General features: G+C 71.2%; 22 protein-coding genes and 1 pseudogene. 10 read left to right on the top strand and 13 right to left on the bottom strand.

All coding sequences use genetic code 11. The annotated features are described in order from the left end of the window. Nucleotides 1-9: 9 nt before the first annotated feature. Entirely contained in the window at nucleotides 10-1,407 is a 1,398-nt protein-coding gene (locus ACZ418_RS27820; protein WP_468368086.1) for an NCS2 family permease, read from the bottom strand. Between the two features lie 151 nt (nucleotides 1,408-1,558). On the opposite strand from ACZ418_RS27820, the pseudogene ACZ418_RS27815 reads away from it, so the two are divergent. After that, nucleotides 1,559-1,846: pseudogene (locus ACZ418_RS27815) on the top strand (hypothetical protein); the annotation flags it as partial. 108 nt (nucleotides 1,847-1,954) lie between these two features. Here the strand turns inward: ACZ418_RS27815 and ACZ418_RS27810 are convergent. Next, nucleotides 1,955-2,752, bottom strand: a complete 798-nt coding sequence (locus ACZ418_RS27810; protein WP_468368083.1) for an HAD family acid phosphatase — start codon at nucleotides 2,750-2,752, stop codon at nucleotides 1,955-1,957. 137 nt (nucleotides 2,753-2,889) lie between these two features. Between ACZ418_RS27810 and ACZ418_RS27805 the strand changes: the two genes are divergently transcribed. Beyond that, on the top strand, nucleotides 2,890-3,192 hold the full coding sequence (locus ACZ418_RS27805; RefSeq protein ID WP_468368080.1) for a hypothetical protein: 303 nt from the start codon (nucleotides 2,890-2,892) through the stop codon (nucleotides 3,190-3,192). 166 nt (nucleotides 3,193-3,358) lie between these two features. On the opposite strand, the gene araD is transcribed toward ACZ418_RS27805, so the two are convergent. From araD to ACZ418_RS27780, 5 genes are all read right to left on the bottom strand, one after another. Next, nucleotides 3,359-5,083, bottom strand: a complete 1,725-nt coding sequence (gene araD / locus ACZ418_RS27800) for an L-arabinonate dehydratase (RefSeq protein ID WP_468368078.1) — start codon at nucleotides 5,081-5,083, stop codon at nucleotides 3,359-3,361. Beyond that, a complete protein-coding gene (locus ACZ418_RS27795; protein ID WP_468368075.1) occupies nucleotides 5,080-5,991 on the bottom strand; it encodes a dihydrodipicolinate synthase family protein in 912 nt (303 codons plus the stop codon). The genes araD and ACZ418_RS27795 overlap by 4 nt, the downstream gene beginning before the upstream one ends. Further along, the gene (locus tag ACZ418_RS27790; protein WP_468368072.1) at nucleotides 5,988-6,635 is read right to left on the bottom strand and encodes a GntR family transcriptional regulator; all 648 of its coding nucleotides are present in this window, start codon (nucleotides 6,633-6,635) and stop codon (nucleotides 5,988-5,990) included. Before ACZ418_RS27790 ends, ACZ418_RS27795 begins: the two co-directional genes overlap by 4 nt. A 135-nt stretch (nucleotides 6,636-6,770) precedes the next feature. Beyond that, nucleotides 6,771-7,523 (bottom strand): MBL fold metallo-hydrolase, encoded by a 753-nt coding sequence (locus ACZ418_RS27785; RefSeq protein WP_468368069.1) that lies wholly within the window; start codon nucleotides 7,521-7,523, stop codon nucleotides 6,771-6,773. Between the two features lie 150 nt (nucleotides 7,524-7,673). Continuing rightward, the gene (locus ACZ418_RS27780; RefSeq protein WP_468368066.1) at nucleotides 7,674-8,255 is read right to left on the bottom strand and encodes a TIGR03086 family metal-binding protein; all 582 of its coding nucleotides are present in this window, start codon (nucleotides 8,253-8,255) and stop codon (nucleotides 7,674-7,676) included. Nucleotides 8,256-8,494: 239 nt separating this feature from the next. Here ACZ418_RS27780 and ACZ418_RS27775 point away from each other — a divergent pair, with 239 nt between their 5' ends. Next, nucleotides 8,495-9,727 (top strand): MFS transporter, encoded by a 1,233-nt coding sequence (locus tag ACZ418_RS27775; protein WP_468368063.1) that lies wholly within the window; start codon nucleotides 8,495-8,497, stop codon nucleotides 9,725-9,727. Here the strand turns inward: ACZ418_RS27775 and ACZ418_RS27770 are convergent. Both ACZ418_RS27770 and ACZ418_RS27765 read right to left on the bottom strand, forming a co-directional pair. Then, complete coding sequence (locus ACZ418_RS27770; protein WP_468368061.1) at nucleotides 9,664-10,827, bottom strand: hypothetical protein; 1,164 nt, start codon at nucleotides 10,825-10,827, stop codon at nucleotides 9,664-9,666. The two genes, ACZ418_RS27775 and ACZ418_RS27770, sit on opposite strands and share 64 nt — an antisense overlap. 100 nt (nucleotides 10,828-10,927) lie before the next feature. After that, on the bottom strand, nucleotides 10,928-11,869 hold the full coding sequence (locus ACZ418_RS27765; protein ID WP_468368059.1) for a 5-dehydro-4-deoxyglucarate dehydratase: 942 nt from the start codon (nucleotides 11,867-11,869) through the stop codon (nucleotides 10,928-10,930). Nucleotides 11,870-12,081: 212 nt separating this feature from the next. Here ACZ418_RS27765 and ACZ418_RS27760 point away from each other — a divergent pair, with 212 nt between their 5' ends. From ACZ418_RS27760 to ACZ418_RS27730, 7 genes are all read left to right on the top strand, one after another. After that, nucleotides 12,082-12,891, top strand: coding sequence for an NAD-dependent epimerase/dehydratase family protein (locus ACZ418_RS27760; RefSeq protein ID WP_468368057.1), 810 nt, complete (start codon nucleotides 12,082-12,084; stop codon nucleotides 12,889-12,891). Between the two features lie 690 nt (nucleotides 12,892-13,581). Beyond that, complete coding sequence (locus tag ACZ418_RS27755) at nucleotides 13,582-14,352, top strand: DeoR/GlpR family DNA-binding transcription regulator (RefSeq protein ID WP_468368054.1); 771 nt, start codon at nucleotides 13,582-13,584, stop codon at nucleotides 14,350-14,352. A 77-nt stretch (nucleotides 14,353-14,429) separates the two neighbouring features. Next, nucleotides 14,430-15,794, top strand: coding sequence for an ABC transporter substrate-binding protein (locus tag ACZ418_RS27750; RefSeq protein ID WP_468368051.1), 1,365 nt, complete (start codon nucleotides 14,430-14,432; stop codon nucleotides 15,792-15,794). Beyond that, nucleotides 15,791-16,726 (top strand): carbohydrate ABC transporter permease, encoded by a 936-nt coding sequence (locus ACZ418_RS27745; protein WP_468368048.1) that lies wholly within the window; start codon nucleotides 15,791-15,793, stop codon nucleotides 16,724-16,726. Before ACZ418_RS27750 ends, ACZ418_RS27745 begins: the two co-directional genes overlap by 4 nt. Continuing rightward, nucleotides 16,723-17,550, top strand: a complete 828-nt coding sequence (locus ACZ418_RS27740) for a carbohydrate ABC transporter permease (protein WP_468368045.1) — start codon at nucleotides 16,723-16,725, stop codon at nucleotides 17,548-17,550. The genes ACZ418_RS27745 and ACZ418_RS27740 overlap by 4 nt, the downstream gene beginning before the upstream one ends. Continuing rightward, nucleotides 17,547-18,536, top strand: a complete 990-nt coding sequence (locus ACZ418_RS27735; protein WP_468368043.1) for a zinc-dependent alcohol dehydrogenase family protein — start codon at nucleotides 17,547-17,549, stop codon at nucleotides 18,534-18,536. Before ACZ418_RS27740 ends, ACZ418_RS27735 begins: the two co-directional genes overlap by 4 nt. A gap of 82 nt (nucleotides 18,537-18,618) precedes the next feature. Then, nucleotides 18,619-19,809, top strand: coding sequence for a TerD family protein (locus ACZ418_RS27730; protein ID WP_468368041.1), 1,191 nt, complete (start codon nucleotides 18,619-18,621; stop codon nucleotides 19,807-19,809). 81 nt (nucleotides 19,810-19,890) lie between these two features. On the opposite strand, the gene ACZ418_RS27725 is transcribed toward ACZ418_RS27730, so the two are convergent. The 4 genes from ACZ418_RS27725 to ACZ418_RS27710 form a co-directional block, all read right to left on the bottom strand. Then, on the bottom strand, nucleotides 19,891-20,457 hold the full coding sequence (locus tag ACZ418_RS27725) for a TetR/AcrR family transcriptional regulator (RefSeq protein WP_468368038.1): 567 nt from the start codon (nucleotides 20,455-20,457) through the stop codon (nucleotides 19,891-19,893). 61 nt (nucleotides 20,458-20,518) lie between these two features. Beyond that, on the bottom strand, nucleotides 20,519-21,082 hold the full coding sequence (locus ACZ418_RS27720; RefSeq protein WP_468368035.1) for a 2'-5' RNA ligase family protein: 564 nt from the start codon (nucleotides 21,080-21,082) through the stop codon (nucleotides 20,519-20,521). Nucleotides 21,083-21,260: 178 nt separating this feature from the next. After that, nucleotides 21,261-22,844 carry a TROVE domain-containing protein gene (locus ACZ418_RS27715; RefSeq protein WP_468368032.1) on the bottom strand — a complete coding sequence of 528 codons (1,584 nt, stop codon included), beginning with the start codon at nucleotides 22,842-22,844 and terminating at the stop codon, nucleotides 21,261-21,263. 359 nt (nucleotides 22,845-23,203) lie between these two features. After that, nucleotides 23,204-24,652 (bottom strand): alkaline phosphatase PhoX, encoded by a 1,449-nt coding sequence (locus tag ACZ418_RS27710; protein ID WP_468368029.1) that lies wholly within the window; start codon nucleotides 24,650-24,652, stop codon nucleotides 23,204-23,206. Nucleotides 24,653-24,707: the final 55 nt, after the last annotated feature.

The following is a 24,707-nucleotide window of genomic DNA, read 5'->3' as shown; positions in this document are numbered from 1 at the left end:
GGGCGTGCCTCACTTCACCCCGAGAATCTGCTCGATCGGGTCGATCGCGAAGTACACGAGGAACAGCGCCGACACGGCCCACAACAGCCAGTTGACCTCCCGTGCCTTCCCCAGCACCGTCTTGATGACGACGTAGGACACAAAGCCCGCGCCGATCCCGTCGGTGATGGAGTAGGTGAACGGCATCGCCGCGATGGTGAGGAACGCCGGGATGGCGATCTCGTAGCGGTCCCAGTCGATGTGCTTGACGTGGGTCATCATCAGGAAGCCCACCGCGATCAGCGCGGGCGCCGCCGCCTGGAGCGGGACGATGGTGAGCAGCGGGGTGAGGAAGAGGGCGAGGCCGAACAGGCCTCCGGTGACGAGGTTGGCGAGGCCGGTGCGGGCGCCCTCGCCGACGCCGGCCGCGGACTCGATGTAGGCGGTGTTGGAGGAGGCGGAGCCGATGCCGCCGACGGCGGCCGCGGCACCGTCGATGAACAGCACCCGGCCGATGCCGGGCACCTGCCCCCTCTCGTCCAGCAGTCCGGCCTCCGCGCTGATGCCGACGATCGTGCCCATGGCGTCGAAGAAGTCGGACAGGATCAGGGTGAAGACCAGCAGGACGGCGGTGAGGGCGCCGGCCTTGGCGAAGCCGCCGAACAGGCTGAAGTGACCGATGAGCCCGAAGTCCGGTGCGGCCACGATCTTGTCGGGGACCTTGGGCGTGGTCAGGCCCCAGCTCTTGATGTCGGCGACGGCGTTGACGATGATCGCGACGACGGTCATCGTCACGATGCTGATGAGGATCGCGCCCTTCACCTTCCGGGCGACGAGCGCGATGGTCAGCAGCACACCGAGGCAGAAGACGAGCACGGGCCAGCCGGTCAGGCGCCCGACGGCGCCCAGTTGCACGGGCACGGTGGTGTGCGCGGCGTCCGGGATGCGGCTGACGAACCCGGCGTCGACGAGGCCGATGAAGGCGATGAACAGGCCGATGCCGACGCCGATGGCCTGCTTCAGCTGCTGCGGGATCGCGTTCATGATGGCCTCGCGCAGTCCGGTGAGGACCAGCAGACAGATGACCAGGCCCTCCAGGACCACCAGGCCCATCGCGTCGGGCCAGCTCATCAGGGGCGCCAACTGGAAGGCGACGACGGCGTTGAGGCCGAGGCCGGCGGCGATGGCGAGCGGGAGGTTGCCGCCGACACCCATGACGATCGTCATCACACATGCCACCAGCGCGGTGGCGGTGACGAGTTGGCCGGTGTCGAGCGTGTGCCCGAACTTGTCCTTGGCGCTGCCCAGGATGATCGGATTCAGGACAAGGATGTAGGCCATGGTGAAGAACGTGGCGAAGCCGCCGCGTATCTCCCGGCTGAGCGTGGATCCCCGCTCGGAGATCCTGAAGTACCGGTCCACTGACATGCTCCCACTCCTTGTCACCTGATGATCGGCTTGCGGATGCTGGCTGGATTGTTCCCCTGTTCAACCTGTTTCAGGTTTTCCCCGTGTTACGGAATCTGGTTCGGTGGACCATACGTTGTCCGGCCCGCCGTACAGTGACTCGCAGAGCCGCACCGGGAAGTTGAAGGTCGCGCAGACCGGTGGGGTGTCCTCGACGGGGGCGTGGCGCTCGCTGCCGGAGGGTGACTTCACACAGACGGTCGAGGAGAAGGCCGGGTTCGTCGTCTACACGTGGAGGCTCAGGGAGGGCCGTACGGTGCCTGCGGGGCAGTGGGTGTTCGCGGGGCAGTACGACCATGCGCGGGGCGGGCGCGACGCGAAGGACGACAGCTACACGATCACGGGTGCTGTCGGGGGGCGTGTCCACGCGGTGACGGGTGACTTTGTCGCGCTCTCGTGAAAACAGCCGGAACGTTCGGTCGCCTCGCCGGCCGGCCCCCGCCACGACACGGTGCTGCCGGTGACGGGGGCCGAGTACGAGCGGCTGCTCAGGACGTACGGCTAGTGCTCAGCTGACGAAGTAGGTCGGGTTCGGCAGCTTGTACGTGCGGTCGGCGTAGCCGCCGTCGAGGTCCGAGTACTGGTCGCCGAAGTCGGCGATGATCTCGTACCCCAGGTCGTCCTCGATGTGCCTGCGCGTCCCGGACTTGTACTGCACGGTCGTGCAGGTCCAGGCGGCCGGGGTGGCACAGTCGCTCAGGTAGGCCGGCGGGTTGGCCTTGTCCTTGAGGAACATGTGGTCGGCGTCGAGGTTCACATCGGCGCCGACCTTCTTCAGGTTCGCGACCGCGGCGGCGCGCTGGGCCTCGCTCAGGCCGGAGTTGTAGAAGACCTCGACGCCCTGGGACTCGGCGTACTGCACCAGCTCGGGGCTGCCGAAGACGGCCGGGCGGTCGGCGCGGTTCACGTAGTCGTTCCACGTGGTGGGGTTGAACGTGTAGTTGTAGCGCTTCTCGTAGTCGAGGCTGAGCAGAAGCGTGTCGTCGATGTCGAAGACGACGGCCGGCTTCTCGCCGTGGCGGTGCGCCTTGCGGGCCGCCTTGTCGATGTAGCGCTTGGCGTCTGCGTCGAGGTCGGCCAGGTCCTGGGCGTACGGGCTGTCCGGGGACGCCTGATAGACGCCGTTGCTGTCGGCGTGGGTGCCGTAGTAGGTGTCGATGTCCTTCACCAACTGCCCGATGTTGTAGGGCTCGTGGGTGGAGTTCGCCGTCGACTGACCGGCGGTGGCCACGCCCGCGCCGTACAGTGCGACACCGGCGAGCGCGCAGGCGGCACCGGCGGCGACGACTCTGTGGGACTTCCGCATGGATTCTCCGGATCTGGTGGATGAGAGTGATGTACCAGGTCGGAGAATGTCTACGCGCATAACACCCCACCTTGCGAGGTCTGTTATCCGATCGATAGGTTCAGTTGTCGAGGACACGCCGGAAGGACATCACGCACATGCAGGACTTCGCCGCAGGGACCCACGGACCGTCACCGGTGATCCTCGTCGTCTTCGCCGTGGGCGGCCTGGCCGCCCTGTGGTGCGGGGTGAACTGGGCTTTCGACGTGCGCGGCATCACCACGCGCAGGTCCGAGCGGATTCGGCGCAGGAACGAGGAGACGTGGGCGGCCATGGGGCGGCTCGGTGGGTCGCCCACGCTCTTCGCGTCCGCCGGTTATCTGCGGTTCATGGGTGCGCTGATGGCGCTCGGCGGCTCGGTCATGCTGCTTGCCACGTACGCGCTGTGGCACCTGAACTGATCAGTTCATCGTCGCGCCGATCGTCGTGTGAGCAAGGGGTCCTCGGTCGTCCGCCGGCAACAACTGGGGCTCCGGCATCAGCACCCCGTCTCCACCGACGACCGCCAGGTTGGGCGTCCAGAATGGTTCCGGCAGGGTGCCGGTATGCGGGTTCGGCTTGTGGGGATCACCCCGCGTACGGATCCGGCACCGTGCCCCGCCGGGCCAGGAACTCGAAGTCGCAGCCGGTGTCGGCCTGGGTGATCTGGCCGTTGTAGAGGACGCCGTAGCCGCGCTCGTACCGGGCGGGCGGCGGGGTCCAGGCAGTGCGCCTGCGCTCCAGCTCCGCGTCGTCCACGTGGAGATGGAGGCTGCGGGCCTCGACGTCCAGGGTGATCAGGTCCCCGGTCCGCACGAGCGCCAGCGGGCCGCCGATGTACGACTCCGGAGCCACGTGCAGCACGCAGGCGCCGTAACTCGTGCCGCTCATCCGGGCGTCGGAGATCCGGACCATGTCCCGCACGCCCTGCTTGAGCAGGTGGTCGGGGATGGGGAGCATGCCGTACTCGGGCATGCCCGGGCCGCCCTTGGGACCGGCGCCCCGCAGCACCAGCACGCTGTCGGCGGTGATGCCGAGCGCGGGGTCGTTGATGGTGCGCTGCATGGTCTTGTAGTCGTCGAAGACGACCGCCGGGCCGGTGTGCTTGAGCAGGTGCTGCTCGGCGGCGATGTGCTTGATGACCGCGCCGTCCGGGCAGAGGTTGCCGCGCAGGACCGCGACCCCGCCCTCGCTCGCGACCGGGTTGTCGCGGGGGCGGATGACGTCGTCGTTGTACACCTGCGCGCCGTCCAGTTGCTCGCGCAGGGTGTCGTACGACACCGTCGGCCGGTCCAGGTGGAGCAGGTCGGTGATGCGGGAGAGGAAGCCGGGCAGGCCGCCCGCGAAGTGGAAGTCCTCCATCAGGTACTTCCGGCCGCCGGGGCGGACGTCGGCGAGGACGGGCACGGTCCGGGCGATGCGGTCGAAGTCGTCCAGGGTCAGCCTCACGCCGGCCCGGCCCGCCATGGCGATCAGATGGATCACGGCGTTGGTGGAGCCGCCGAGGCCCAGGACGGTCGTGACCGCGTCCTCGAAGGCCTCACGCGTGAGGATCCGCGACAGCCTCCGGTCGTTCCGCACCAGCTCGACGGCCGTCATCCCGGCCTTGGCGGCCATCCGCTCGTGCCCGGAGTCGACGGCGGGAATGCTCGACGCGCCCGGCACGGTCACGCCGAGGGCCTCGGCGACGGCGGTCAGCGTGGACGCCGTACCCATGGTCATACAGTGCCCCGGGGAGCGCGCGAGCCCGCTCTCCAGCTCGGTCATCTCGCAGTCGCCGATGAGACCGGCCCGCTTGTCGTCCCAGTACTTCCACATGTCCGTACCGGATCCGAGCACCTCGCCCCGCCAGTGCCCCGGCAGCATGGGCCCGGCGGGCACGAAGACGGCGGGCAGATCGGCGCTGGCCGCACCCATCAGCAGTGCGGGCGTGGACTTGTCGCACCCGCCCAGCAGCACGGCCCCGTCGACCGGGTAGGAGCGCAGCAGTTCCTCGGTCTCCATCGCCAGCAGGTTCCGGTAGAGCATCGGCGTCGGCTTCTGGAAGGTCTCGCTCAGCGTCGAGACCGGGAACTCCAGCGGAAACCCTCCCGCCTGCCACACCCCCCGCTTCACCGCCTGGGCGCGATCCCGCAGATGCACATGACACGGGTTGATGTCGGACCACGTGTTGAGCACGGCGATCACCGGCTTGCCCAGATGCTCCTCGGGCAGATACCCGAGCTGCCGGGTCCGGGCCCGATGACTGAACGACCGCAGCCCGTGGGTGCCGTACCACTGATGGCTTCTCAACTTCTTCGCGGCGTCGGTCATATGGCCCATCCGGCGGCCATGGCGGCGACCTCGGCGCGCTCGTCCTCGGGCAGCGGCCTGCTCGGCGGGCGGACGTCGCGGCGGCACAGGCCGAGCGCGGCAAGGGCTTCCTTGACGACGGTGACGTTGTTGGCGGAGCCATGGGCGGCGCGGAGTTCCTCGAAGCGGCGGATCTGCTCCCAGACCTTCATCGCGGCCGGATAGTCGCCGCATCGAAGCGCTTCCATCATGTCCAGCGAAACGGACGGGGCGACGTTCACGAGTCCTGAGGTGAAGCCGGTGGCGCCCGCGGAGAAGTAGGAGGGGGCGTACGGCTCGGCGAGACCGGCGACCCAGACGAAGCGGTCGAGGCCCGCGTCCCGGGCGAAGGCCGCGAACTTGGCGGCGTCCGGTACGGCGTACTTCACGCCGATGACGTTCGGGCAGTGGTCGGCGAGTTCGGCGAGCCTGGCGCCGGTCAGCTGCGCGTTGCGGATGTACGGCACCACACCCAGCTCGGGCACGGCCTCGGCGATGGCCCGGTGGTAGTCGACCCAGCCGGCCACGGAGACATACGGGTGCACGGGCTGGTGGACCATGACCATCCCGGCACCGAGGTCGCGGGCGTGCCGGGCGGAGGCGACGGCGGTGGGCAGGTCGTGGCCGACGCCGACGAGGACCGCGGCGCGGTCACCGGTTTCTTCGACGGTCGACTCGGTGACCAGGCGGCGCTCTTCGGGGGTGAGGGCGTAGAACTCGCCGGTGTTTCCGTTCGGGGTGAGGGTGCGGATCCCACCGTCGAGCAGGCGACGCAGCAGGGCCCGGTGGGCGCCGGTGTCGACGGAGCCGTCCGCGGCGAACGGGGTCACCGGGATGGCCACCACGTCGGCCAGGGCCGCCCGTTGGGTCTCTAACGTCACGCTGCTCATGAATGACCTTCCTCTGAGGGGAACGCGCGCCGGACGAAGGACGCGATGTGGGCGTGCAGCGCGCCGGCCGCTCCGTCGGCATCGCCGTCCAGCGCGAGCCGGAGGATCTCCCGGTGCTCGGCGGCCTCCCGCTCCCAGGAGGGATCGGCGGCCCAGGCGACGGCGGAGACCAGCGCGGCCTGGTCGCGGACCTCGTCCAGCATCCGGCCGAGCAGCGGGTTGCCGCACGGCAGGTAGAGGGCGCGGTGGAACTCCCGGTTGGCGAGCGACCGTTCGGCGGTGTCGTGGGCGGCGTCGGCCCGGCTCAGCGCGTCGCGCGCGGCGTCGAGGCAGGCACCTCGCCGGACGGCTCTGCGCAGCGCCTCCGGCTCCAGCAGCAGCCGCACGTCGTAGACCTCGCGTGCCATGTCCGCGTCCACCATGCGCACCGTGACGCCCTTGTACTGGCTCATCACGACGAGTCCGGTCCCGGCGAGCGTCTTCAGCGCCTCCCGCACCGGGGTCTTGGACACCCCGTACTGCGCGGCCAGCTCCGTCTCGACCAGGGCCTGACCAGGCGCCAGCTGCCCGGTCAGGATGCGGTGTTTGATCGCGTCCAGCACGTACTGCGTGCGGGACGGGATCGGGGTGGGCACAGAGGTCATGCGGCCCTCTCGGATCTCACATATCGCCGTCTCATATATCGCGTCTCATATATGACGTACGAAGTGCGACGCGTTGAAGGTAGGAGGGGTGCCGGGTTTCGTCAATGCCTCTGACATAAAAGGCGGGCGGTGACCTCAGACGGTGCGGGTGTCGCCCTCGACGGCGGTGTGCGTGGTGCGGCCGAAGACCGCGGCGGCGCGGGCGGTGGCTTCCTCACGGGTGAGTGTGGGTCCGACATGGGTGACGAGCAGTTCGCGGACCCGGGCCTCAAGGGCGATCCGGCCCGCGTCCTCCGGCGTCAAGTGGACCTGTCCGCTGTCGCGATGTCGACCGAGGTCCGCCTCGCACAGGAACAGGTCGGCCCGGACGGCGAGTTCACCGAGCGCGGCACAGGGCCCGCTGTCCCCGGAGTAGGCGAGCACGCTCCCCTGGCATTCGGCGCGCAGCCCGTACGCCTCGGTGTCGTGGGCGACGGCGCGTGCGGTGAGGCGGAGGTTCCAGTGCCGCACGTCATGACCGTCGTACAGGGCCCGGAAGTCGAAGACGCCCTTGAGGAAGTCGACGTCCGCCCGCCCGAGGAAGCCGGCCACCCGGCGGGCGCAGTCCTGCGGGGCGTACACCGGGATCGGCGCGGCGGGGGTCATCCCGCCGAAGGCGAACGCGTAGGCGGCCGGCAGCAGATCGGCGCTGTGGTCGGCGTGCAGATGGGAGATCCAGATCGCGGTGAGCCGCGCGGGGTCCGTGTGCCGCTGCAACGCGGCGAACGTACCGGGCCCCGCGTCCACCCACACCTCGGCACCACCGCCGGACAGCAGGTAACCGGAGCAGGGCCGGTCCGGGCCGGGGTGCGGGGAGGCGGTACCGAGGACGGTGAGCGTGAGTGGCATGGGGGGAGAGTACGACGGCGGGTGCGCCTGCCCCGGCTCACCGGGACAAGTGGAACCCGGGCTCCTCCTTCGCGCTGATGTCGCCCCTGCACGCGGCACCGACCGGCGGCGCTTCCAGGGCAGGCGCTGAGCGGATGCCCTCCTGCTCAGTCATGGACGCCACATCAGGTCCCGGCCGCTCAGCCCCACCGCCCGCTCCAGCAGCGGCGCGTCCTCCGCCACCGGGACGACCGGGCCGAAGATGCCGCCGCCGCGGTTCGGGTCCTCGGCCGCCATGAGCAGGAAGCCCAGGGCCGAGTCCAGGGCGGCGGGGTCGGGGGCATAGAGGCGTCCGATGGCCTGGGCCAGGTCCCAGCCGTGGATGACCAGTTCGTCGGCGACGACGGCGCCGGCGATCTCGCCGGGCAGGTCCACCCCGCCCGCGCGGGTCATGCCGGTCCAGGCCTCCGGATCGCGCCAGGCGTCGGCCAGTTCGTCCAGGACCTTGGGCAGTTCCTCGCGCCAGCCGGGGCCGATGTCCGGGACCGCGGCGTTCGGGTTGGTGTCCGTCGTCGCACCGAGGTGCTTGCGGGCCGCGTCACGGAAGGCGACGGACAGGTGCAGCAGGTGGCCCAGCAGATTCCGCACCGCCAGCTCGGGACACGGGGTGCGCGCCGACAGCTGCTCGTCGGTCACGGACTCGGCGAGCCGCGCCACGATCAGGGTCTGGGGGCCGAGGTCGATCATGGTCATGCCGCTACTCCTTCACGGGTTGCACTCCTCGTACGAAGGGCTGACCGGCCGGCCCCCGAAAACTCATCGGTCACCGGGTCGCACAGCGCGCAGCCGAACGAGGGGTCGTGGGCGCCGAGGCTGCCGCCGCTGAGGGCATTCCTGACAGGTTCCGACGGATTGCCGCCGTCTGCCGGCCCTCCGGGATAAGGCACCTCACCGATCCGCGCCGGCCCTCCTTAGCCCCACGATGAGCAGGCATGACGACTTCCTGGACCCTGCTTCGCGTGCTGCAGGACCGCAACGCGGGGCTGTATCTGGCGGCGGTGGTGGTGTCGGGCTTCGGCAATTCCGCGCTGTTTCTGGCCTCGGGTGTGTGGGTGAAGGACCTCACCGGGTCCGACGGCCTGGCCGCGCTGTGCATGCTCGCCATGTGGGCCCCCACCCTGGCCGGCCCGCCGCTCGGCACGATCGCCGACCGCGTGCCACGCAAGCCGCTGCTGGTCGCCCTGAACGCGGGCCTGGCGGCCTTGCTGCTCACCCTGTGCACCGTGGACTCCCCGGGCGGGCTGTGGCTGCTCTTCACCGTGCTGCTGGTCTACGGCGCCGCCGAGGTCGTGCATGACGCGGCCGAGTCGGCCCTGGTGACCGGGGCGATCGGCCCGGAGCGACTCGGCGACTTCAACGGGCTGCGCATGGCCGTCACCGAAGGCATGAAACTCGTCGCCCCGCTGACCGGGGCGGGGCTGTACACGGCCTTCGGCGGCCCGGCCGTCGCCTGCCTGGACGCGGGCACCTTCGCGGTCGCCGCCGGGCTGTACGCCCTGCTGCGGGTGCACGAGGAGTGGCCCGCCCGGTCCGGCGGCAGCTGGCGCGAGGAGACCGCGGAGGGCGTCCGGCACCTGTGGGGCCACCCGGTGCTGCGCCCGCTGGTCCGGGCGGGCGGTACGACGATGCTCCTCACCGCCCTGTGCAGCACGACGCTGTACGCCGTCGTCGACCGGCTCGGCCACTCCCCCGCGTACACGGGCGTGCTGTACGCCGTCCAGGGTGCCGGTTCGGTGACGGCCGGACTCGTCTCGGGCGCCGCGCTGCGGCGGCTCGGCGCCCGCCGGTTCGCGGCGGCGGGGATCGCGCTGACGGCACTCGCGGTGGCCGCCCGCGCCGTGCCGTCGGACCCGGTGGCGATCGCGTCCTCGGCGGCGGCCGGTCTCGGCCTCCCCTGCGTGCTCGTCGCGGTCTTCACCGCCGTGCAGCGGGAGACGCCCGGCCCGCTGCTCGGCCGGGCGACGGCCACCGCCGGCACCCTGGTCTTCACACCCAACGCCGTCGGACTGGCCGTGGGCGCAGCCCTGGTCGAACTGACCTCCCCCGCACTCCTGTTGCCGCTGTACGGCCTCGCCCTGCTCGGGACGGCCGCTTCCCTGGCTCAGCGCGCCGACAGCGCCTCGCGCACCGCGGCGACGTCCGAGTCCGACGCCAACCCGGCGTGATAGAGCCGCAGTTCGGTCGCGCCCTGCGCACGCGCGCGTGCCGCGTCGGCCGCGAGTGTGCCGGGGCTGCCGCCCATCCCCGAGACGACGGTGAGGTTGGCGGCCAGCACCGTCCGCTCCCGGGCCGCTTCGGCGAAGGGCGCCAGCAGGGCCGTACGGCCGGTGCAGGGCACCACCACGCCGTCGGCGGCGGCGAGGACGCGGGCGGGGTCGACGCCGGCGTTGGCGCCGCAGTGGTAGGAGACCGGGTCGGCGTGCAGCAGGACCTGGAAGCCGGCCGGGGCGGCGGCGCGTACGGCGGCGACGGCCTCCTCCTGGAGCGTGCCGGCGACCTCGTCGCGCCACGCGCGCGTGCGAGCCGCCTTCTCCTCGCCGAGCAGCTTCTCGACCGTCGGCCAGCCCTCGTCGCCGGCCGCGCCCCGCCACAGCGGCTCCAGCGCGGCCCGCACCGAGGCGGCCAACTCCTCGGGGTCGAGCCCCTGTTCGGCGTACCCGGTACGGCAGGACGGGCAGAAGCACAGCGACATCAGGTACTGGCCGGCCTCGCCGAGGCCGACCCCGCCGGTCTTGTCGTGGGCGTGCAGGTGCTGGAGCCCGTACCAGCCGAGGGACTCCAGCTCGGTGCCGCGCGCGCCAGGGCGTACCGCGGCCTCGGCGGCCAGGTCGACCAGGTACGCGCGCGTGGCGGGCTGGGCGATGCAGGGCGCCCAGGGATAGTGGTCGCCGTAGGCGTTGACCACCGAGGTGTCCGGATGCTCGGCGCCCAGACGGGAGTTGTGGGCGAGGACGACCCAGGTGTGCACCTCCAGGCCCGCCGCGGCCAGCGCCGCCGCCGCCTCGCCGTAGGCGTCCCCCGGGGCCCAGCGGCCGGCGGGGTACGGCCTGATGCCGCGACCCGCCCAGCGGTCGCCCGGCGGGTAGAGCACGGCCGCGTACTCGGCGGTGACAATGCGGTGGCGGGGATGGCGGGGGGTCAGGGCGCGGGTGGAGTGGTAGGCGGCGGCGAGGGTCACCTGCTCCACGCCGAGTCCGGCGATGCGCGCGGGGGCCTCAGGGTCCCCGTTGACGTCCCAGGGGTAGACGAACGCCGACGCCTTCACACGCCCTCCTCCGAGCCGCACGAACGCCCGCTCACGCGTCCCGCCTTCGAGCCGTACCGACGCCCCTCACACATCCCCTCCGAGCCGTACCGACGCTCTCTCACGCGTCCTCCTCCAGCAGCGCGCAGCCCCGCTCGATCAGCTGGGCGAGTTGCTTGACGTGCTCCTCCGCCGGCTCGTGCAGCGGGGGCCGGACCTCGCCGACGTCCAGGCCGCGCAGCCGTACGCCCGCCTTGACGAGCGAGACGGCGTAGCCGCGGCCCTGGGCCCGCAGCTCCACGAACGGGCCGTAGAAGCCGTCCAGAAGGCGCCGCAGGGTCGCGGTGTCACCCGCGGCCAGAGCCCGGTAGTAGGCGAGGGCGATCTCGGGGGCGAAGCAGAAGACGGCCGAGGAGTACAGGGTGACGCCGAGGGCGTGGTAGGCGAGCTGGGTCTGCTCGGCGGTGGGCAGGCCGTTGAAGTACAGGAAGTCGCCAGGGACCTCGGTGCGTACGGCACTGGTGATCCGCTGCATCAGGTCGAGGTCGCCGAGGCCGTCCTTGAGGCCGATGATCCCGTCGGTGCGGGCGAGCTCCACCATCGTGCGCGGGGTGAAGACGGCGTTGTCGCGCTGGTAGACGATGACCGGCAGGCCGGTGGCCGCGGCGACCTCCCGGTAGTGCCGCAGCAGGCCCTCCTGACCGGCGAGGACGAGGTACGGCGGCATGGCGAGGAGGCCGTCGGCGCCTGCCTGCTCGGCGAGACGGGCGTAGCGGACGGCGAGCGCGGTGCCGTAGCCGGTGCCCGCGACGACCGGGACGCGCCCCTCGGCAGCCTCCACGGCCGCCCGGACGCACGCCTCGAACTCCTCCGGCAGCAGCGCGTGGAACTCCCCGGTGCCGCAGCAGGCGAACACCGCGGCGGCACCGGCGGCGACGCCCCGGCGGACGTGGGTGCGGTAGACGTCGAGGTCGAGCGAGCCGTCGGGGCCGTAGGCCGTGACGGGGAAGAAGAGCGGCCCGCTCGGTTCGTTGAGCCGTTCGGTGAGAGGGGCTGGCGTCACGGGCTCTCCCTTGCGACACGCCGGTGCATGTTTCTGATCCATGTCCATATTTCTGAACGCGACCACGCTACGGGGCCTTTTCGCGGCAGGTCAAGCAGGCAAACTCGCAAGACCCGGAGCGGATTCACCGACATCACGCGACACTTGACGGTGCACGGCGAAAGTCTCTAGCGTGTCCACGTATGTGAATGCCGGCCACAAGGAGAACCGGGATGCCTGCTCCCCGCACCGTTCTGCTCACCGGCGCCGCCGGCGGGCTCGGCACCCTGATGCGGTCCCTGCTGCCGGAGTACGGCTACACGCTGCGCCTGTTCGACGTGCGCCCCATCGAGGACGCGCCGGACGCGATCACCGCCGACCTCGCCGACACGGCGGCCCTGCGCGAGGCCGTGCGGGGCGTGGACGCGGTCCTGCATCTCGCGGGCATCTCCCTGGAGGCCCCCTTCGAGAAGATCCTCAAGTCCAACATCGAGGGCACCTACAACCTCTACGAGGCCGCCCGCCAGGAGGGCGTGCCCCGGATCGTCTTCGCCTCCTCCAACCACGCCGTCGGCTTCACCCCGGCCCCGCGCCCGGGCGAGCCGCCGATCCCGATCGACACCCCGCGCCGCCCGGACACCTTCTACGGCCTGTCCAAGTCCTTCGGCGAGGACCTCGCCCAGCTGTACTGGGACAAGCACGGGCTGGAGACCGTCTCCGTGCGCATCGGCTCCTGCTTCCCGGAACCGACCAGCGTGCGCATGCTCTCGGTGTGGATGAGCCCGGCCGACGGCGCCCGCCTCTTCCACGCGGCCCTGACCGCCGAGGAGGTCGGCCACACGGTCGTCTACGGCTCCTCCGCCAACACCCGGCTGTGGTGGGACCTGACCACCGCCCGGGCGCTCGGCTACGACCCGCAGGACGACTCCGAGCCGTACGCCGAGAAGCTGATCGCCGAGCAGGGCGAGCTGGACCCGGAGAACCCGGCACACAGCCACCTCGGCGGGCACTTCGTGAACGACCCGCCGATCTGGCCGCACTGAGTCCCGCCGGCCGCGGGAAGGCGTGCCCCGACCGGACGCCGTGCCACACGGCCGGCCGACGCCACGGTGACGGCCCCGGCTGCCGCCTGTCCCCCAAGGCGGCCCCCGGTACGCCAGGAGCAACGACCAACCCTGCCTCGCCACCGCGCCGCGCCGAGCCGCCGAACAGGTGCCACCCGAAGAACACCGCCGGCCGGACACGACCGACAGCACCCACACACCGAGCACTCCCGGCGCTGCCCTCCCCGACCATGCCCGCCACGGCCCCCATCCGACGAAAGCCACCGGGCCCGGGCGCGCGGCGGCCCCCACCGGCTCGCCCGCCCTGGCGGAGGACGGCCGACGCGCCGGGGGCACCTGCGTCACCGCCCACGGGCCGACAGGCCCCCGGGGCGACCCGGCCACCGTGCAGCCCCGGACAATGAAAGGGCTCCGGCGGCGCAAACCCATCGTCCATGCGCGCGGGCGGGCACCGAACGGGCCCGCCCGCCGCCGCATACGGGCATCCGGGACGCCCGCTCCCACCCCGCCGGGCACGGCCTCGCAGGTCCGCGCCGGGCAGCGCCCTCGGTGAACGGGCACGAACGGGCAGTATCGGGCCCGCAACAGGCCTGGTCAGTGCCGCACAGCCGCTGTAGAACTTCCCCCATGGGCCCGAACGGGCAGTTCCGCGGGAAGGTGGGTGACGACATGGGCACAGGGACGGCGGAAGAACGCCAGCGCGCGATCGTGCGGGCCGCACGCGCCACCGGCTCGGTCGACGTCACCGCCCTCGCCGCCGAGCTGGGCGTGGCCAAGGAGACCATCCGGCGCGATCTGCGCGCCCTGGAGGACCACGGACTGGTCCGCCGTACGCACGGCGGCGCCTATCCGGTGGAGAGCGCCGGCTTCGAGACGACGCTCGCCTTCCGGGCCACCAGCCATGTGCCCGAGAAGCGCCGGATCGCGGCCGCGGCAGCCGAGCTGCTCGGGGACGCGGAGACGGTCTTCGTGGACGAGGGCTTCACCCCGCAGCTCATCGCCGAGGCCCTGCCGGCCGGCCGGCCGCTGACCGTGGTCACCGCGTCCCTGCCGGTCGCGGGCGCGCTGGCGGAGGCCGAGCAGATCCAGGTCCTGCTGCTCGGCGGCCGGGTCCGGGCCGGCACGCTGGCCACCGTCGACCACTGGACGACGAAGATGCTCGCCGGCTTCGTTCTCGACCTCGCCTACATCGGCGCCAACGGCATCTCCCGCGAGCACGGCCTCACCACGCCCGACCCCGCGGTCAGCGAGGTCAAGGCGCAGGCGATGCGGGCCTCGCGCCGGACCGTGTTCGCGGGCGTGCACACCAAGTTCGGCGCGGTCAGCTTCTGCCGGTTCGCCGAGGTCGGCGCGCTGGAGGCGATCGTGACCAGCACCCAGCTCCCGGCCGCCGAGGCCCACCGCTACTCCCTGCTGGGCCCGCAGGTCATCAGGGTCTGAAAGTCCAACTCACTCCCCACAGAGGCCCTCCACACCCCCAAGTGCCCCTTAAATCCAGATATCTCCAGGAGCGATCCATGCGAACCCAGAGCCGACGGAGGCCGCGAGCCACGCTCGCCATGGCCGCCGCAGGGACGCTGCTCGCCCCGCTGCTCTCCGGCTGCTGGGTCGGCGCGGGCGGGACCGGTGGTGGCAACTCCATCAACGTGCTGATGGTCAACAACCCCCAGATGACCGAACTCCAGAAGCTCGCCCCCCGCTTCACCAAGGAGACCGGCATCAAGGTCAACTTCACGGTCCTGCCCGAGAACGACGTCCGCGACAAGATCAGCCAGGACTTCGCCAACCAGGCCGGCCAGTACGACGTGGCGACCCTGAGCAACTACGAGATACCGATCTACGCCCGCAACGGCTGGCTGCACGAGATGAGCTCGTACGTCGCGGGGGACCCGTCGTACGACGAACAGGACGTCCTCGCGCCCATGCGCCAGTCGCTGACCGGCTCCGACGGCAAGCTCTACGGCCAGCCCTTCTACGGCGAGTCGTCCTTCCTGATGTACCGCAAGGACGTGTTCGCGGCGAAGGGCCTGACGATGCCGGCGCATCCGAGCTGGCAGCAGGTCGCCGATCTGGCCGCGCGGTTGGACGGAGCGCAGTCCGGCATGAAGGGCATCTGTCTGCGCGGCCTGCCCGGCTGGGGCGAGATGATCGCGCCGCTGACCACCGTGGTGAACACCTTCGGCGGGACCTGGTTCGACAAGAACTGGAAGGCGCACCTCGACTCCCCCGAGTTCGAAAAGGCGACGAAGTTCTATGTCGACCTGGTCCGCGCGCACGGCGAGTCCGGTGCCGCCCAGTCCGGCTTCGCCGAGTGCCTCAACGACACGACCCAGGGGAAGGTCGCCATGTGGTACGACGCCACCTCCGCGGCCGGCCTGCTGGAGGCGAAGGGATCCCCGGTCAAGGGCAGGCTCGGCTACGCCCCCGCCCCCGTGGAGAAGACCCCGTCCTCCGGCTGGCTCTACACCTGGGCCTGGGGCATCCAGAAGGCCTCCCGCAATCCGGACAAGGCCTGGAAGTTCGTGTCCTGGGCGTCCGGCAAGGAGTACGAGCGGCTGGTCGGTGAGACCAGCGGCTGGCCGAACGTCCCGGCGGGCAAGCGGGCGTCGACGTACACCAACGCCGACTACCGTGCGTCGGCCGCCGCCTTCCAGGACATGACGAAACAGGCCATCGAGAGCGCCCGCCCGAACGACCCCGGCGTACAGCCGCGCCCGGCGCCCGGCATCCAGTTCGTCGACATCCCCGAGTTCACCGACCTCGGCACCAAGGTCTCCCAGGAGATCAGTGCGGCCATCGCCGGACGCCAGTCCGTCGACTCGGCCCTGCAGAAGTCTCAAGCGCTCGCCGAGAAGATCTCCAAGGAGTACGAGGGACGATGACCGCGACGACAGCACCCCTTGCGACCGCACCGGTACGCGCCACGCGGCAGCCCTCCGCCCGCCTGCGCGCCTGGGCCACCCGGGCCCCCCTCATGCCCGCCCTCGTCTTCATGATCGTCGTCACCCAGCTGCCGTTCGTGGCCACGCTGGTGATCTCCTTCTTCGACTGGAACGCCCTCTATCCCAAGGCCCGCCACTTCACCGGCCTGGACAACTACCGCCAGGTCCTGACCGACGCGGACCTGCGCCACTCGGTCTGGACGACCGTGCTGCTCACGGTGACGGTGGTGCTGGTCAGCCTGGTCCTCGGGCTGGCGCTGGCCCTGCTCCTGGACCGGAAGTTCCGCGGCCGGGGCGTCGTCCGCACCCTGCTGATCGCCCCGTTCCTCGTCGTCCCGGTGGCCGCGGCCCTGCTCTGGAAGCATGTGCTCTACAACCCCGAATACGGCCTGCTCAATGGGTTGTTGCACTATGTGGGCGGCCCACAGCCCGACTGGATCTCCAACACCCCGCTGCTCGCGGTCGAGGCCTCCCTGGTGTGGCAGTGGACGCCGTTCATGATGCTGATCCTGCTCGCCGGGCTGCAGAGCCGTGACCACGAGCAGATCGAGGCCGCGCGGGTGGACGGCGCGAACGACTGGCAGGTCTTCCGCCATCTGACGCTTCCGCATCTGCGCCGCTACCTCGAACTCGGCGCCCTGCTGGGCTCGATCTACATCGTCCAGAACTTCGACGCGGTCTTCACGATCACGTCCGGCGGACTCGGCACCGCCAACCTGCCCTACACCGTCTACCAGAGCTTCTACCAGGCCCACGAGAACGGCCTCGCCTCGGCCGCCGGCGTCCTGGTGGTCATCGGCTCGATCATCATCGCGACCTTCGCCCTGCGCGTGGTGTCGTCCCTGTTCCGCGAGGAGGTGTCCCGCGCATGAACGCCGTGCGGAGCCGTAGCGGCCTGGGTCTCGTGGCCTGGCTCGTCGGGATCGTGTTCTTCCTGCCCATCGCCTGGATGGCGCTGACGTCCTTCCACTCCGAGTCGGACGCGGCGACCAACCCGCCGTCCTTCGCCGCTTCGCTGACCCTCGACGGCTACCGCGAGTTCTTCGGGGCGGGCGGCGGCGCGAGCCCCTGGCCGGCGCTGGTCAACTCCACCGTGGCGTCCGTGGTGTCCACGATCTGCGTGCTGCTCCTCGCCCTGCCGGCCGCGTACGCGCTGTCGATCCGGCGGGTCCGCAAGTGGACGGACGTCCTGTTCTTCTTCCTGTCCACGAAGATGCTGCCGGTGGTGGCCGGACTGCTGCCGATCTACCTGTTCGCGAAGAACACCGGGATGCTCGACAACGTCTGGCTCCTGGTCATCCTCTACACCTCCATGAACCTGCCGATCGCGGTGTGGATGATGCAGTCGTTCCTCGCCGAGGTCCCGGTGGCGGTGATCGAGGCGGCGCAGATCGACGGCGCCCGGCTGCCGACCATCCTCGCGCGCGTGGTCGCCCCGATCGCCCTGCCCGGCATCGCCGCCACCGCGCTGATCTGCTTCATCTTCAGCTGGAACGAACTTCTCTTCGCCCGAGTGCTCACGGGCGTGGTCGCCGAGACCGCCCCCGTCTTCCTGACCGGCTTCATCACCAGCCAGGGCCTGTTCCTGGCCAAGGTGTGCGCCGCGTCGCTCGTCGTCTCCCTGCCGGTGCTCGCCGCGGGGTTCGCCGCCCAGGACAAGCTGGTCCAGGGCCTGTCGTTGGGAGCCGTGAAATGAAGGCCGCCGTCATCGAGTCCGTGGGCCGCGCCGTCGTCACCGAGGTGCCCGACCCGACTCCGGGTCCCCGCGAGGTCGTCGTCGAGGTGGCGGCCTGCGGACTGTGCGGCACGGATCTGCACATCCTCCAGGGCGAGTTCGCGCCCGAGCTGCCGATCGTCCCCGGGCACGAGTTCGCGGGCGAGGTGGTGGGGGTCGGCAGCCGGGTGACCGAGGTGGCGGTCGGCGACCGGGTGGCCGTGGACCCCTCCCTGTACTGCTACGAGTGCCGTTACTGCCGCGACGGCCACAACAACATGTGCGAGCGGTGGGGCGCGATCGGCGTGACGACGGCGGGCGGGGCGGCACAGTACGCCGTCGCCCCCGTGGCCAACTGCGTGAAGCTGCCCGAGCACGTGCGCACCGAGGACGCGGCCCTGGTCGAGCCGCTGTCCTGCGCGGTGCGCGGCTACGACGTCCTGCAGTCCCGCCTCGGCGCCCACGTCCTGATCTACGGCTCCGGGACCATGGGCCTGATGATGCTGGAGCTGGCCAAGCGGACCGGCGCGGCGAGCGTGGACGTGGTCGACGTGAACCCGGCCCGGCTGGAGACGGCCCGCCGGCTCGGTGTCTCGGGCGCGGCGGCCGGCGCGGACGAGCTGGACCGCCCGCAGGGCTGGGACGTGGTCGTGGACGCGACCGGCAACGCGGCGGCGATCCAGGACGGCCTGGAGCGGGTGGCGAAGGCGGGCACGTTCCTGCAGTTCGGGGTGGCCGACTACGCGACCCGGGTGACGATCGACCCGTACCGCATCTACAACCAGGAGATCACCATCACCGGTTCCATGGCGGTGCTGCACAGCTTCGAGCGGGCGGCCGAGCTGTTCGCGAACGGGGTGCTGGACCCACAGGTGTTCATCAGCGACCGGATCCCGCTGGCGCGGTATCCGCAGGCGCTGGAGCAGTTCGCGGCCGGGGTGGGCCGGAAGATCGTGGTGGTGCCGTAGGCCGTTCGGCGGGCCGTTCGACGGGTTTCGGCGGGTAAGGGAACGGTAAAGCGGTGTCGTTCGTTCACCCGGCATGACAGCTATGACCCCTGGCTCGAACATCCCTCTCTCGGCCGCGCGCGTGACGGTGGACGTCGCCGCTCCGGTGCGGCTCGACGTGTCGGGCCTGCTGCTCACGGCCGACGGCAAGGTGCGCTCGGACGACGACTTCATCTTCTACAACCAGCCGGCGGGGCCGGGCGTGACATACGCCTCCGGCGGCGGTGCGGCGCCGGACGCGATCACGGTCGACACCGCCGCCGTCCCCCCGGACATCGACAAGATCGTGGTCACGGCCAGCCCGGACGCGGTCGGCCAGACCTTCCAGGGCATCGAACCGACGGCCACGATCCGCGACGCGGACGGCGGTGCGGTGCTGGCCACGTTCACCCCGCCGCAGCTCGGCACGGAGACGGCGCTGGTCGTCGTGGAGATCTACCGCCGGGGCGGCGTCTGGAAGGCCCGCGCGGTCGGCCAGGGGTACGCCGACGGTCTGGCCGGCATCGCGACGGACTTCGGGGTGACCGTGGAGGAGCCGGCGGCAGCCCCTGCGCAGCCGGTGGCCCCGCCGGCGCCCGCCATGCAGACCCCGGTCACCCCGCCCGCCCCGCCGATGTCCGCTCCCCCGGTCCCGCCCGGGCCCGCTGCGGGCGCCGGGAAGATCAACCTCGACAAGGGCCGGGTCAGCCTCCAGAAGAACCAGACCGTGTCCCTGATCAAGGGCGGCCGCCCGCTGCTCTCCCAGGTCAAGATGGGGCTGGGCTGGGAGCCGGCGTTCCATGCCGCGGACATCGACCTGGACGCCTCGGTGATCGCCTACGGCCCGCAGCGCAACCACATCGACAGCTGCTACTTCGGCAAGCTGACGATCCTGAACGGCGCGATCAGGCACTCCGGTGACAACCTCACCGGTGAGGGCGCGGGCGACGACGAGGTGATCACGGTCGACCTCGGCCGTCTCCCCCAGGAGGTCACCGGCCTGGTCTTCACGGTCAACTCCTTCTCGGGGCAGAAGTTCACCGAGGTCGCCAAGGCCTACTGCCGTCTGCTGGACGCCACGACCGGCGAGGAACTGGTCCGCTTCGACCTCACCCACGCCGAGCCCCAGACGGGAGTGATGATGGCCAAGCTCATCCGCCAGTTCTCGGGTGAGTGGGACATGACGGCGCTGGGCGACTTCGTGAAGGCCCGGACGGTGAGAAACATGGTCGAGCCGGGGGCGCGGGCCCTGTAGCCGGTCGGGTGCGGGGAGCTGTGGGGCCGTAGATCGCCGCTGGGGTGCGGACCGTTGCCGGCCACGAGTTCCTCGCGCCCTTCAGGGCGCCAGCCCCTGTGCCAGCAGCGTCAGATACCGCCGGATCTCCCGGCCCTGCCCTCCCCCCAGTTCCGAGGCCGTCGCCACCCCGTGGGCCAGCCGCAGCAGCTCGATCGGCCGCAGGTCGGCCCGCAGGGCACGCTCATTCTGAGCCGCCTCCACCAAACGGCCCGCCGCCCTGTGCACCGTGGTGGCGCACGCCGTCGACGCGGCCGAGCTGCCGTCCGTGACCGCCGACCCCAGCAGCGCCTTCAACCCGCGCACCTGAATCGTGGCGACGCACAACTCGTTCAGCCACTCCATCAGCGCCTCACCCGGCGGCAGTTCCTTCGCCAGCTCGTCGGCCCGCGCCCCCAGCGCCTCCATCCGGTCCACGTACGCGGCCTCCAGCAGCGCCTGCCGGGTCGGGAAGTGCCGGTAGAGCGTGCCGGAGCCGACGCCCGCCCGCTTGGCGATGTCGTCCAGCGACGCGTTCTCCCCATGCTCGGCGAACGCTTCGGCCGCGACCTTCAGCAACCGCTCGTAGTTGCGTCGGGCGTCCGCGCGCATGGGCCTGACCTGCGGCATCCAGCAACTCCTCGCACACCGGGGATCATCTCCACAGCCTAGCGAGACCTGGTTCACCCGGTCAGTGCCGCTCGGGTGGCTCGTATCCGCCGGTCGCCGGGTCCGGTCCCAGGTGGTGGCGTACCGCGCCGGTGCCCAGGCCGATCGTGGCACGCGTCCGCATGGGGCCGTCACCCCGGCGCGACAGCACGGCGATCTCGTCCACGCGCGCGTGCAGCACGCCGAGCCGGGCGGCGCACTCGGCGGTGAGGACGCGTGGGACGCGGGTGCGGCCGAGCGAGAGGTGCGGGGTGAAGCGCGGGAAGCGGTCCGTGCAGGACGGGAAGGGCTCCGCCAGCACACGCCGGAGCTCCGTCCAGGGCGCGGCACCGGCCGCCGCGGGGTCGAGCCACACGGTGGAGTAGGACCGGTGGCGGAAGGAGCGGACCCCGCCGAGCCGGATGTCGAAGGGCTCGCATTCCACGGCCGCCGCGGCCAGCAGCGGGAGCGCCGCCGGAAAGTCCTCCTCCGGCACGAAGCCGAAGATCAGGTTCACATGGGGCGGCCAGCGGCGGATCTGCGGGTCGTGCTCGGCACGGATGCCCTGGATGGCAGGCCACAGCCCGGCCGGCGGCAGCCACACCACGGCACTCCGCGGCGTGGGGCCCGACTCCAGACGACCGGGAGCGGCGGCGGGACGGGGGGCCTCGGACGGGCCGGGCGTCGCAGGACGAGGCGCCGGGGGGCAGGGCACTCTTCCATCATGGCCCCGTCCCCCCGGGCCCGGCGTCCGCACAAGCTCCGCCGCGCAGGGCCGCCAGAACTCAGACAAGCCACGGCCAACGGCTGTCGCGACCATTCTCGATCAGGGACACCATGCGGAAGGCAGCATCCGAAAGGCCGGCGAATACATGCCGGTTCCCGCTTCCCGACGGTCCGTGGCCCGCCCGGTACCCCTCCAGGTTCCAGGTGTAGACGGGCACATGGGCCGGGACCTGGTCGGTCGGGGCGCCGTGCCGGTTCGGGGCGTACTGCTCGTCGGTGACGATCAGCACCCGGTCGTGCTTCCGGTAGTGCCGGCGCACCGCGTCGGTGGTGTCGGTGCCGCCCAGGCTGCCGAAGCGCTCCAGGATCCTCAGCACCGACTCGCCCTTGCGGAACGGCACCCTGTCGCTGGTCGTACCGAACTGGACGAGGTCGGCGTCGGCCGCCCGCAGCGCGAGCGCGGTGCCGAAGATCGCCGCCGCGTCCGCCCGGGTCAGCCCCGAGCCGTCCTGGGACTGCGACCAGAACATCGAGCCCGACCGGTCGACCAGGACCAGCGTCCGGCCCGGCAGCGCGGGCACGTTGGCCAGCGAATGGCCGAGCGCCTGCTCCAGCGGGTACGACCAGCGCAGCGACGGTGCGTGCCGGTAGGCGGCGAGGTAGCGGAAGGGGAACTGCCGCGAGCGCGCCACCTGCTCCGGGTCGCTGATCTTCGCCGCCACCCGGGCCGCGACCTCGTCGGACACCCCTGCCTCGTCGAAGTTGCGCAGGTTGCGGACCAGCGCCATCGCACCCATGGACGGGATCACGGCCTCCCAGGCCGCCTTGTCCATGGGGCCCTGCAGCCAGCCGGCCAGCGCCTCCCAGGTGATCCCGGCCGCCGCGAGCCGCTCTGCACCGCCGGGCGAGGTCACGACCGACCGCCGCTCCGGCACCGGCAGCGCCATCAGCTCGCGGTGCGCGGTGAGCACCGGCAGGGACGCGGGCGGCACGGCGGTGTCCGGGTGGTGCCGGCGGTCGAGCGCGTACTGGAACAGCGCGCCCTGCCACGGCTTGTCCGGGTCCGGTGCCGCGTGCACGAGGTTGAGGATGTCGCCGAAGCGGTAGCCCTTGGACGCGGTGTCGTACTTCAGCAGCGACTTGGCGTGGTACAGCCGTCGTACGGCGTCGGCGACCCCGCGCTTGACGGGCTTGGGGACGGCACGGCCGTACCTCGACGTCCAGTACCCGAGCAGCTCGCCGGGCTCGTCCGGGCGCTGGAGCACGGAGTCCACGACCTGCCGGTTGGCCGGGCCGTCGGTCGCGCCGGCCGTCAGACGTGCATGCACATACTCGGCGGCGCCCACGAGCCAGGCCGTCCGCATGTGCCCCTCACCGCGCAGCCAGCCGAGCAGGCCGGCGGTCCAGTCGGGGTCGCTGACGGCGAGGTCGCGCACGAGCTCGGCGAACCGGTCGTCGCGGTCGGTGCCGGACTCGTAGAAGGTGCTCCGCGTGACGAAGTTGGAGACGGCGAGCAGGAAGAGCTGGGAGCGTGTGTCGCGCTCGTGGCCCCGGCCGCCCTCGTAGGTCCGCAGGGTGCGGGCGGTGGTGGTGACGGGCGAGGTCGGCTGCGCCTTGGCGGCACGCGTGTTGAATCGCGCCATGGTGAATTCCCCCGAATTCATTGCGGTTTCGGAAGGGGGCGCGGCAAATGGAGGGTGTCCGAGGTCGAGAGTCGGCGACGGTCCTTAGTCAGATGCTCTGTCCATTGAGCTACACCGACCCGAAGTCGGTGACGGGAGTCGAACCCGCAACCTTCTGATCCCAATGAAGTATCCGCTGCCTGCGCACCGGACACCCACCATGAGCTGCGCCTCCCGAGATCAAGTCGGCTGCGGCTGTTGTTTCATTCCTGGAAAGGGAAGTAGCCGCTGCCATCGCACCGGGAGGTGCGTGACGTTGTGATCTCACTGTAGGAGGCGCAGCTGTGGACCTGCGAGCGAATTAATCTCCGCTTCCGGCGTTATCGCTGCTGCCGCTTCCAGGGCCCGGTGATGGCGAGCATGATGCCGGGCGTCTGGATGTTGGCGAACAGGGTCTTGCCGTCGGGCGAGAAGGTGACGCCGGTGAACTCGCTGTACTCCGGCTCCGCTTCGGTGCCGATGTTCAGTTCGTTGCGGGCGATCGGATAGGTACGGCCGCTGTCGGTGGCGCCGAACAGGTGCTGGACGCCCTCGCCGTCCTCGGCGATGACCAGGCCGCCGTACGGGGAGACGGTGATGTTGTCCGGACCGTCGAAGGCGCCGTCCTTGCCCGGGTCGGGGTTCACGCCGAGCAGCACCTTCAGGGTGAGGGTCCGGCGCCGCGGGTCGTAGAACCAGACCTGGCCGTCGTGCTGGACCGGGCTCTCCGCACGGGCGTAGGAGGAGACGATGTAGGCGCCGCCGTCGCCCCACCACATGCCCTCCAGCTTGCGGGCGCGGGTGATCTGGCCGTCGGTGAACTGCTTGCGGACCGAGACCGTCTTGGCGTCGCGGTCGGGGACGTCGATCCAGTCGACGCCGTAGACCGTGCCGATCCTCGTGGCACGGGACAGGTCGTCCACGAACTTGCCGCCGGAGTCGAAGCACTTGAAGGCCTGGAGCACGCCGGCGTCGTCGGCGAGGGTGCGCAGCGCGCCGCGGCCGTGGCGGAAGCCCTCCGGCGGGGTCCAGCGGTAGAGCAGGCCGTTGGGGCCGGCCGCGTCCTCGGTCAGGTAGAGGTGGCCTCGCTTGGGGTCGACGACGACGGCCTCGTGGGCGTAGCGGCCCAGCGCCTTGACGGGCTTGGGGTCGCGGTTGGCCCGGCGGTCCTCCGGGTCGACCTCGAAGACATAGCCGTGGTCCTTGGTGAAACCGTATCTGCCGGCCTTGTCCTCGGTCTCCTCGCAGGTCAGCCAGGTACCCCAAGGGGTGCTGCCGCCCGCGCAGTTGGTGGCGGTGCCGGCGATGCCGACCCACTCGGCGACCTCGCCGCCACGGCGGACCTCCACTACGGTGCAGCCGCCGGCCGCCGCCGGGTCGTAGACGAGCCCCTCGGTCAGCGGCACGGGGTGCGGCCAGTTGGCGCGGGCGCCGGCCAGCTCGTGGTTGTTGACGAGGAGAGTGGTGCCGCGGGGGCCCTCGAAGGTGGCGGTGCCGTCGTGGTTGGACGGGGTGAACTCGCCGGACTCCAGCCTGGTCCTGCCGCTGTAGGTGATGATCTTGTACTCGAAGCCGGCGGGCAGGGCGAGGAGGCCGTTCGGGTCGGGGACCAACGGGCCGTAGCCGACGCCGTCGTGGTCGCCGTGCGCCGACTCCGTCCCGGCGCTGTCGGTGTCCGTCGCAGCGAGGGCGTTCGGCGCCGTGGCGAGTGCGCCGACGCTGCCCGCCAGGGCGACCCCGGCACCCGTGATCGCGGATTTTCTGGCGAAGTCCCTGCGGGTGAGCGACATGGTGAGTCTCCTGAGACGGTGGGAGTGCCGTGGAGGGTGGCGGACCTCGGTTCGG

It is taken from the genome of Streptomyces sp. NPDC030820 (assembly GCF_055572075.1).
Note: the sequence above shows the minus strand (reverse complement) of the source record. Positions and strands in the feature narration are given on the sequence as shown.

What these genes read in the sequence shown, in the direction of transcription:
- ACZ418_RS27725 (WP_468368038.1), bottom strand. Translation starts at nt 20,457, where the DNA reads ATGCCGCAGGTCAGGCCCATGCGCGCGGACGCCCGACGCAACTACGAG.
- ACZ418_RS27785 (WP_468368069.1), bottom strand. Translation starts at nt 7,523, where the DNA reads ATGCCACTCACGCTCACCGTCCTCGGTACCGCCTCCCCGCACCCCGGC.
- ACZ418_RS27735 (WP_468368043.1), top strand. Translation starts at nt 17,547, where the DNA reads ATGAAGGCCGCCGTCATCGAGTCCGTGGGCCGCGCCGTCGTCACCGAG.
- ACZ418_RS27750 (WP_468368051.1), top strand. Translation starts at nt 14,430, where the DNA reads ATGCGAACCCAGAGCCGACGGAGGCCGCGAGCCACGCTCGCCATGGCC.
- ACZ418_RS27790 (WP_468368072.1), bottom strand. Translation starts at nt 6,635, where the DNA reads ATGACCTCTGTGCCCACCCCGATCCCGTCCCGCACGCAGTACGTGCTG.
- ACZ418_RS27710 (WP_468368029.1), bottom strand. Translation starts at nt 24,652, where the DNA reads ATGTCGCTCACCCGCAGGGACTTCGCCAGAAAATCCGCGATCACGGGT.
- ACZ418_RS27805 (WP_468368080.1), top strand. Translation starts at nt 2,890, where the DNA reads ATGCAGGACTTCGCCGCAGGGACCCACGGACCGTCACCGGTGATCCTC.
- ACZ418_RS27730 (WP_468368041.1), top strand. Translation starts at nt 18,619, where the DNA reads ATGACCCCTGGCTCGAACATCCCTCTCTCGGCCGCGCGCGTGACGGTG.
- ACZ418_RS27715 (WP_468368032.1), bottom strand. Translation starts at nt 22,844, where the DNA reads ATGGCGCGATTCAACACGCGTGCCGCCAAGGCGCAGCCGACCTCGCCC.
- ACZ418_RS27740 (WP_468368045.1), top strand. Translation starts at nt 16,723, where the DNA reads ATGAACGCCGTGCGGAGCCGTAGCGGCCTGGGTCTCGTGGCCTGGCTC.
- ACZ418_RS27760 (WP_468368057.1), top strand. Translation starts at nt 12,082, where the DNA reads ATGCCTGCTCCCCGCACCGTTCTGCTCACCGGCGCCGCCGGCGGGCTC.
- araD (WP_468368078.1), bottom strand. Translation starts at nt 5,083, where the DNA reads ATGACCGACGCCGCGAAGAAGTTGAGAAGCCATCAGTGGTACGGCACC.
- ACZ418_RS27810 (WP_468368083.1), bottom strand. Translation starts at nt 2,752, where the DNA reads ATGCGGAAGTCCCACAGAGTCGTCGCCGCCGGTGCCGCCTGCGCGCTC.
- ACZ418_RS27820 (WP_468368086.1), bottom strand. Translation starts at nt 1,407, where the DNA reads ATGTCAGTGGACCGGTACTTCAGGATCTCCGAGCGGGGATCCACGCTC.
- ACZ418_RS27795 (WP_468368075.1), bottom strand. Translation starts at nt 5,991, where the DNA reads ATGAGCAGCGTGACGTTAGAGACCCAACGGGCGGCCCTGGCCGACGTG.
- ACZ418_RS27775 (WP_468368063.1), top strand. Translation starts at nt 8,495, where the DNA reads ATGACGACTTCCTGGACCCTGCTTCGCGTGCTGCAGGACCGCAACGCG.
- ACZ418_RS27780 (WP_468368066.1), bottom strand. Translation starts at nt 8,255, where the DNA reads ATGACCATGATCGACCTCGGCCCCCAGACCCTGATCGTGGCGCGGCTC.
- ACZ418_RS27755 (WP_468368054.1), top strand. Translation starts at nt 13,582, where the DNA reads ATGGGCACAGGGACGGCGGAAGAACGCCAGCGCGCGATCGTGCGGGCC.
- ACZ418_RS27745 (WP_468368048.1), top strand. Translation starts at nt 15,791, where the DNA reads ATGACCGCGACGACAGCACCCCTTGCGACCGCACCGGTACGCGCCACG.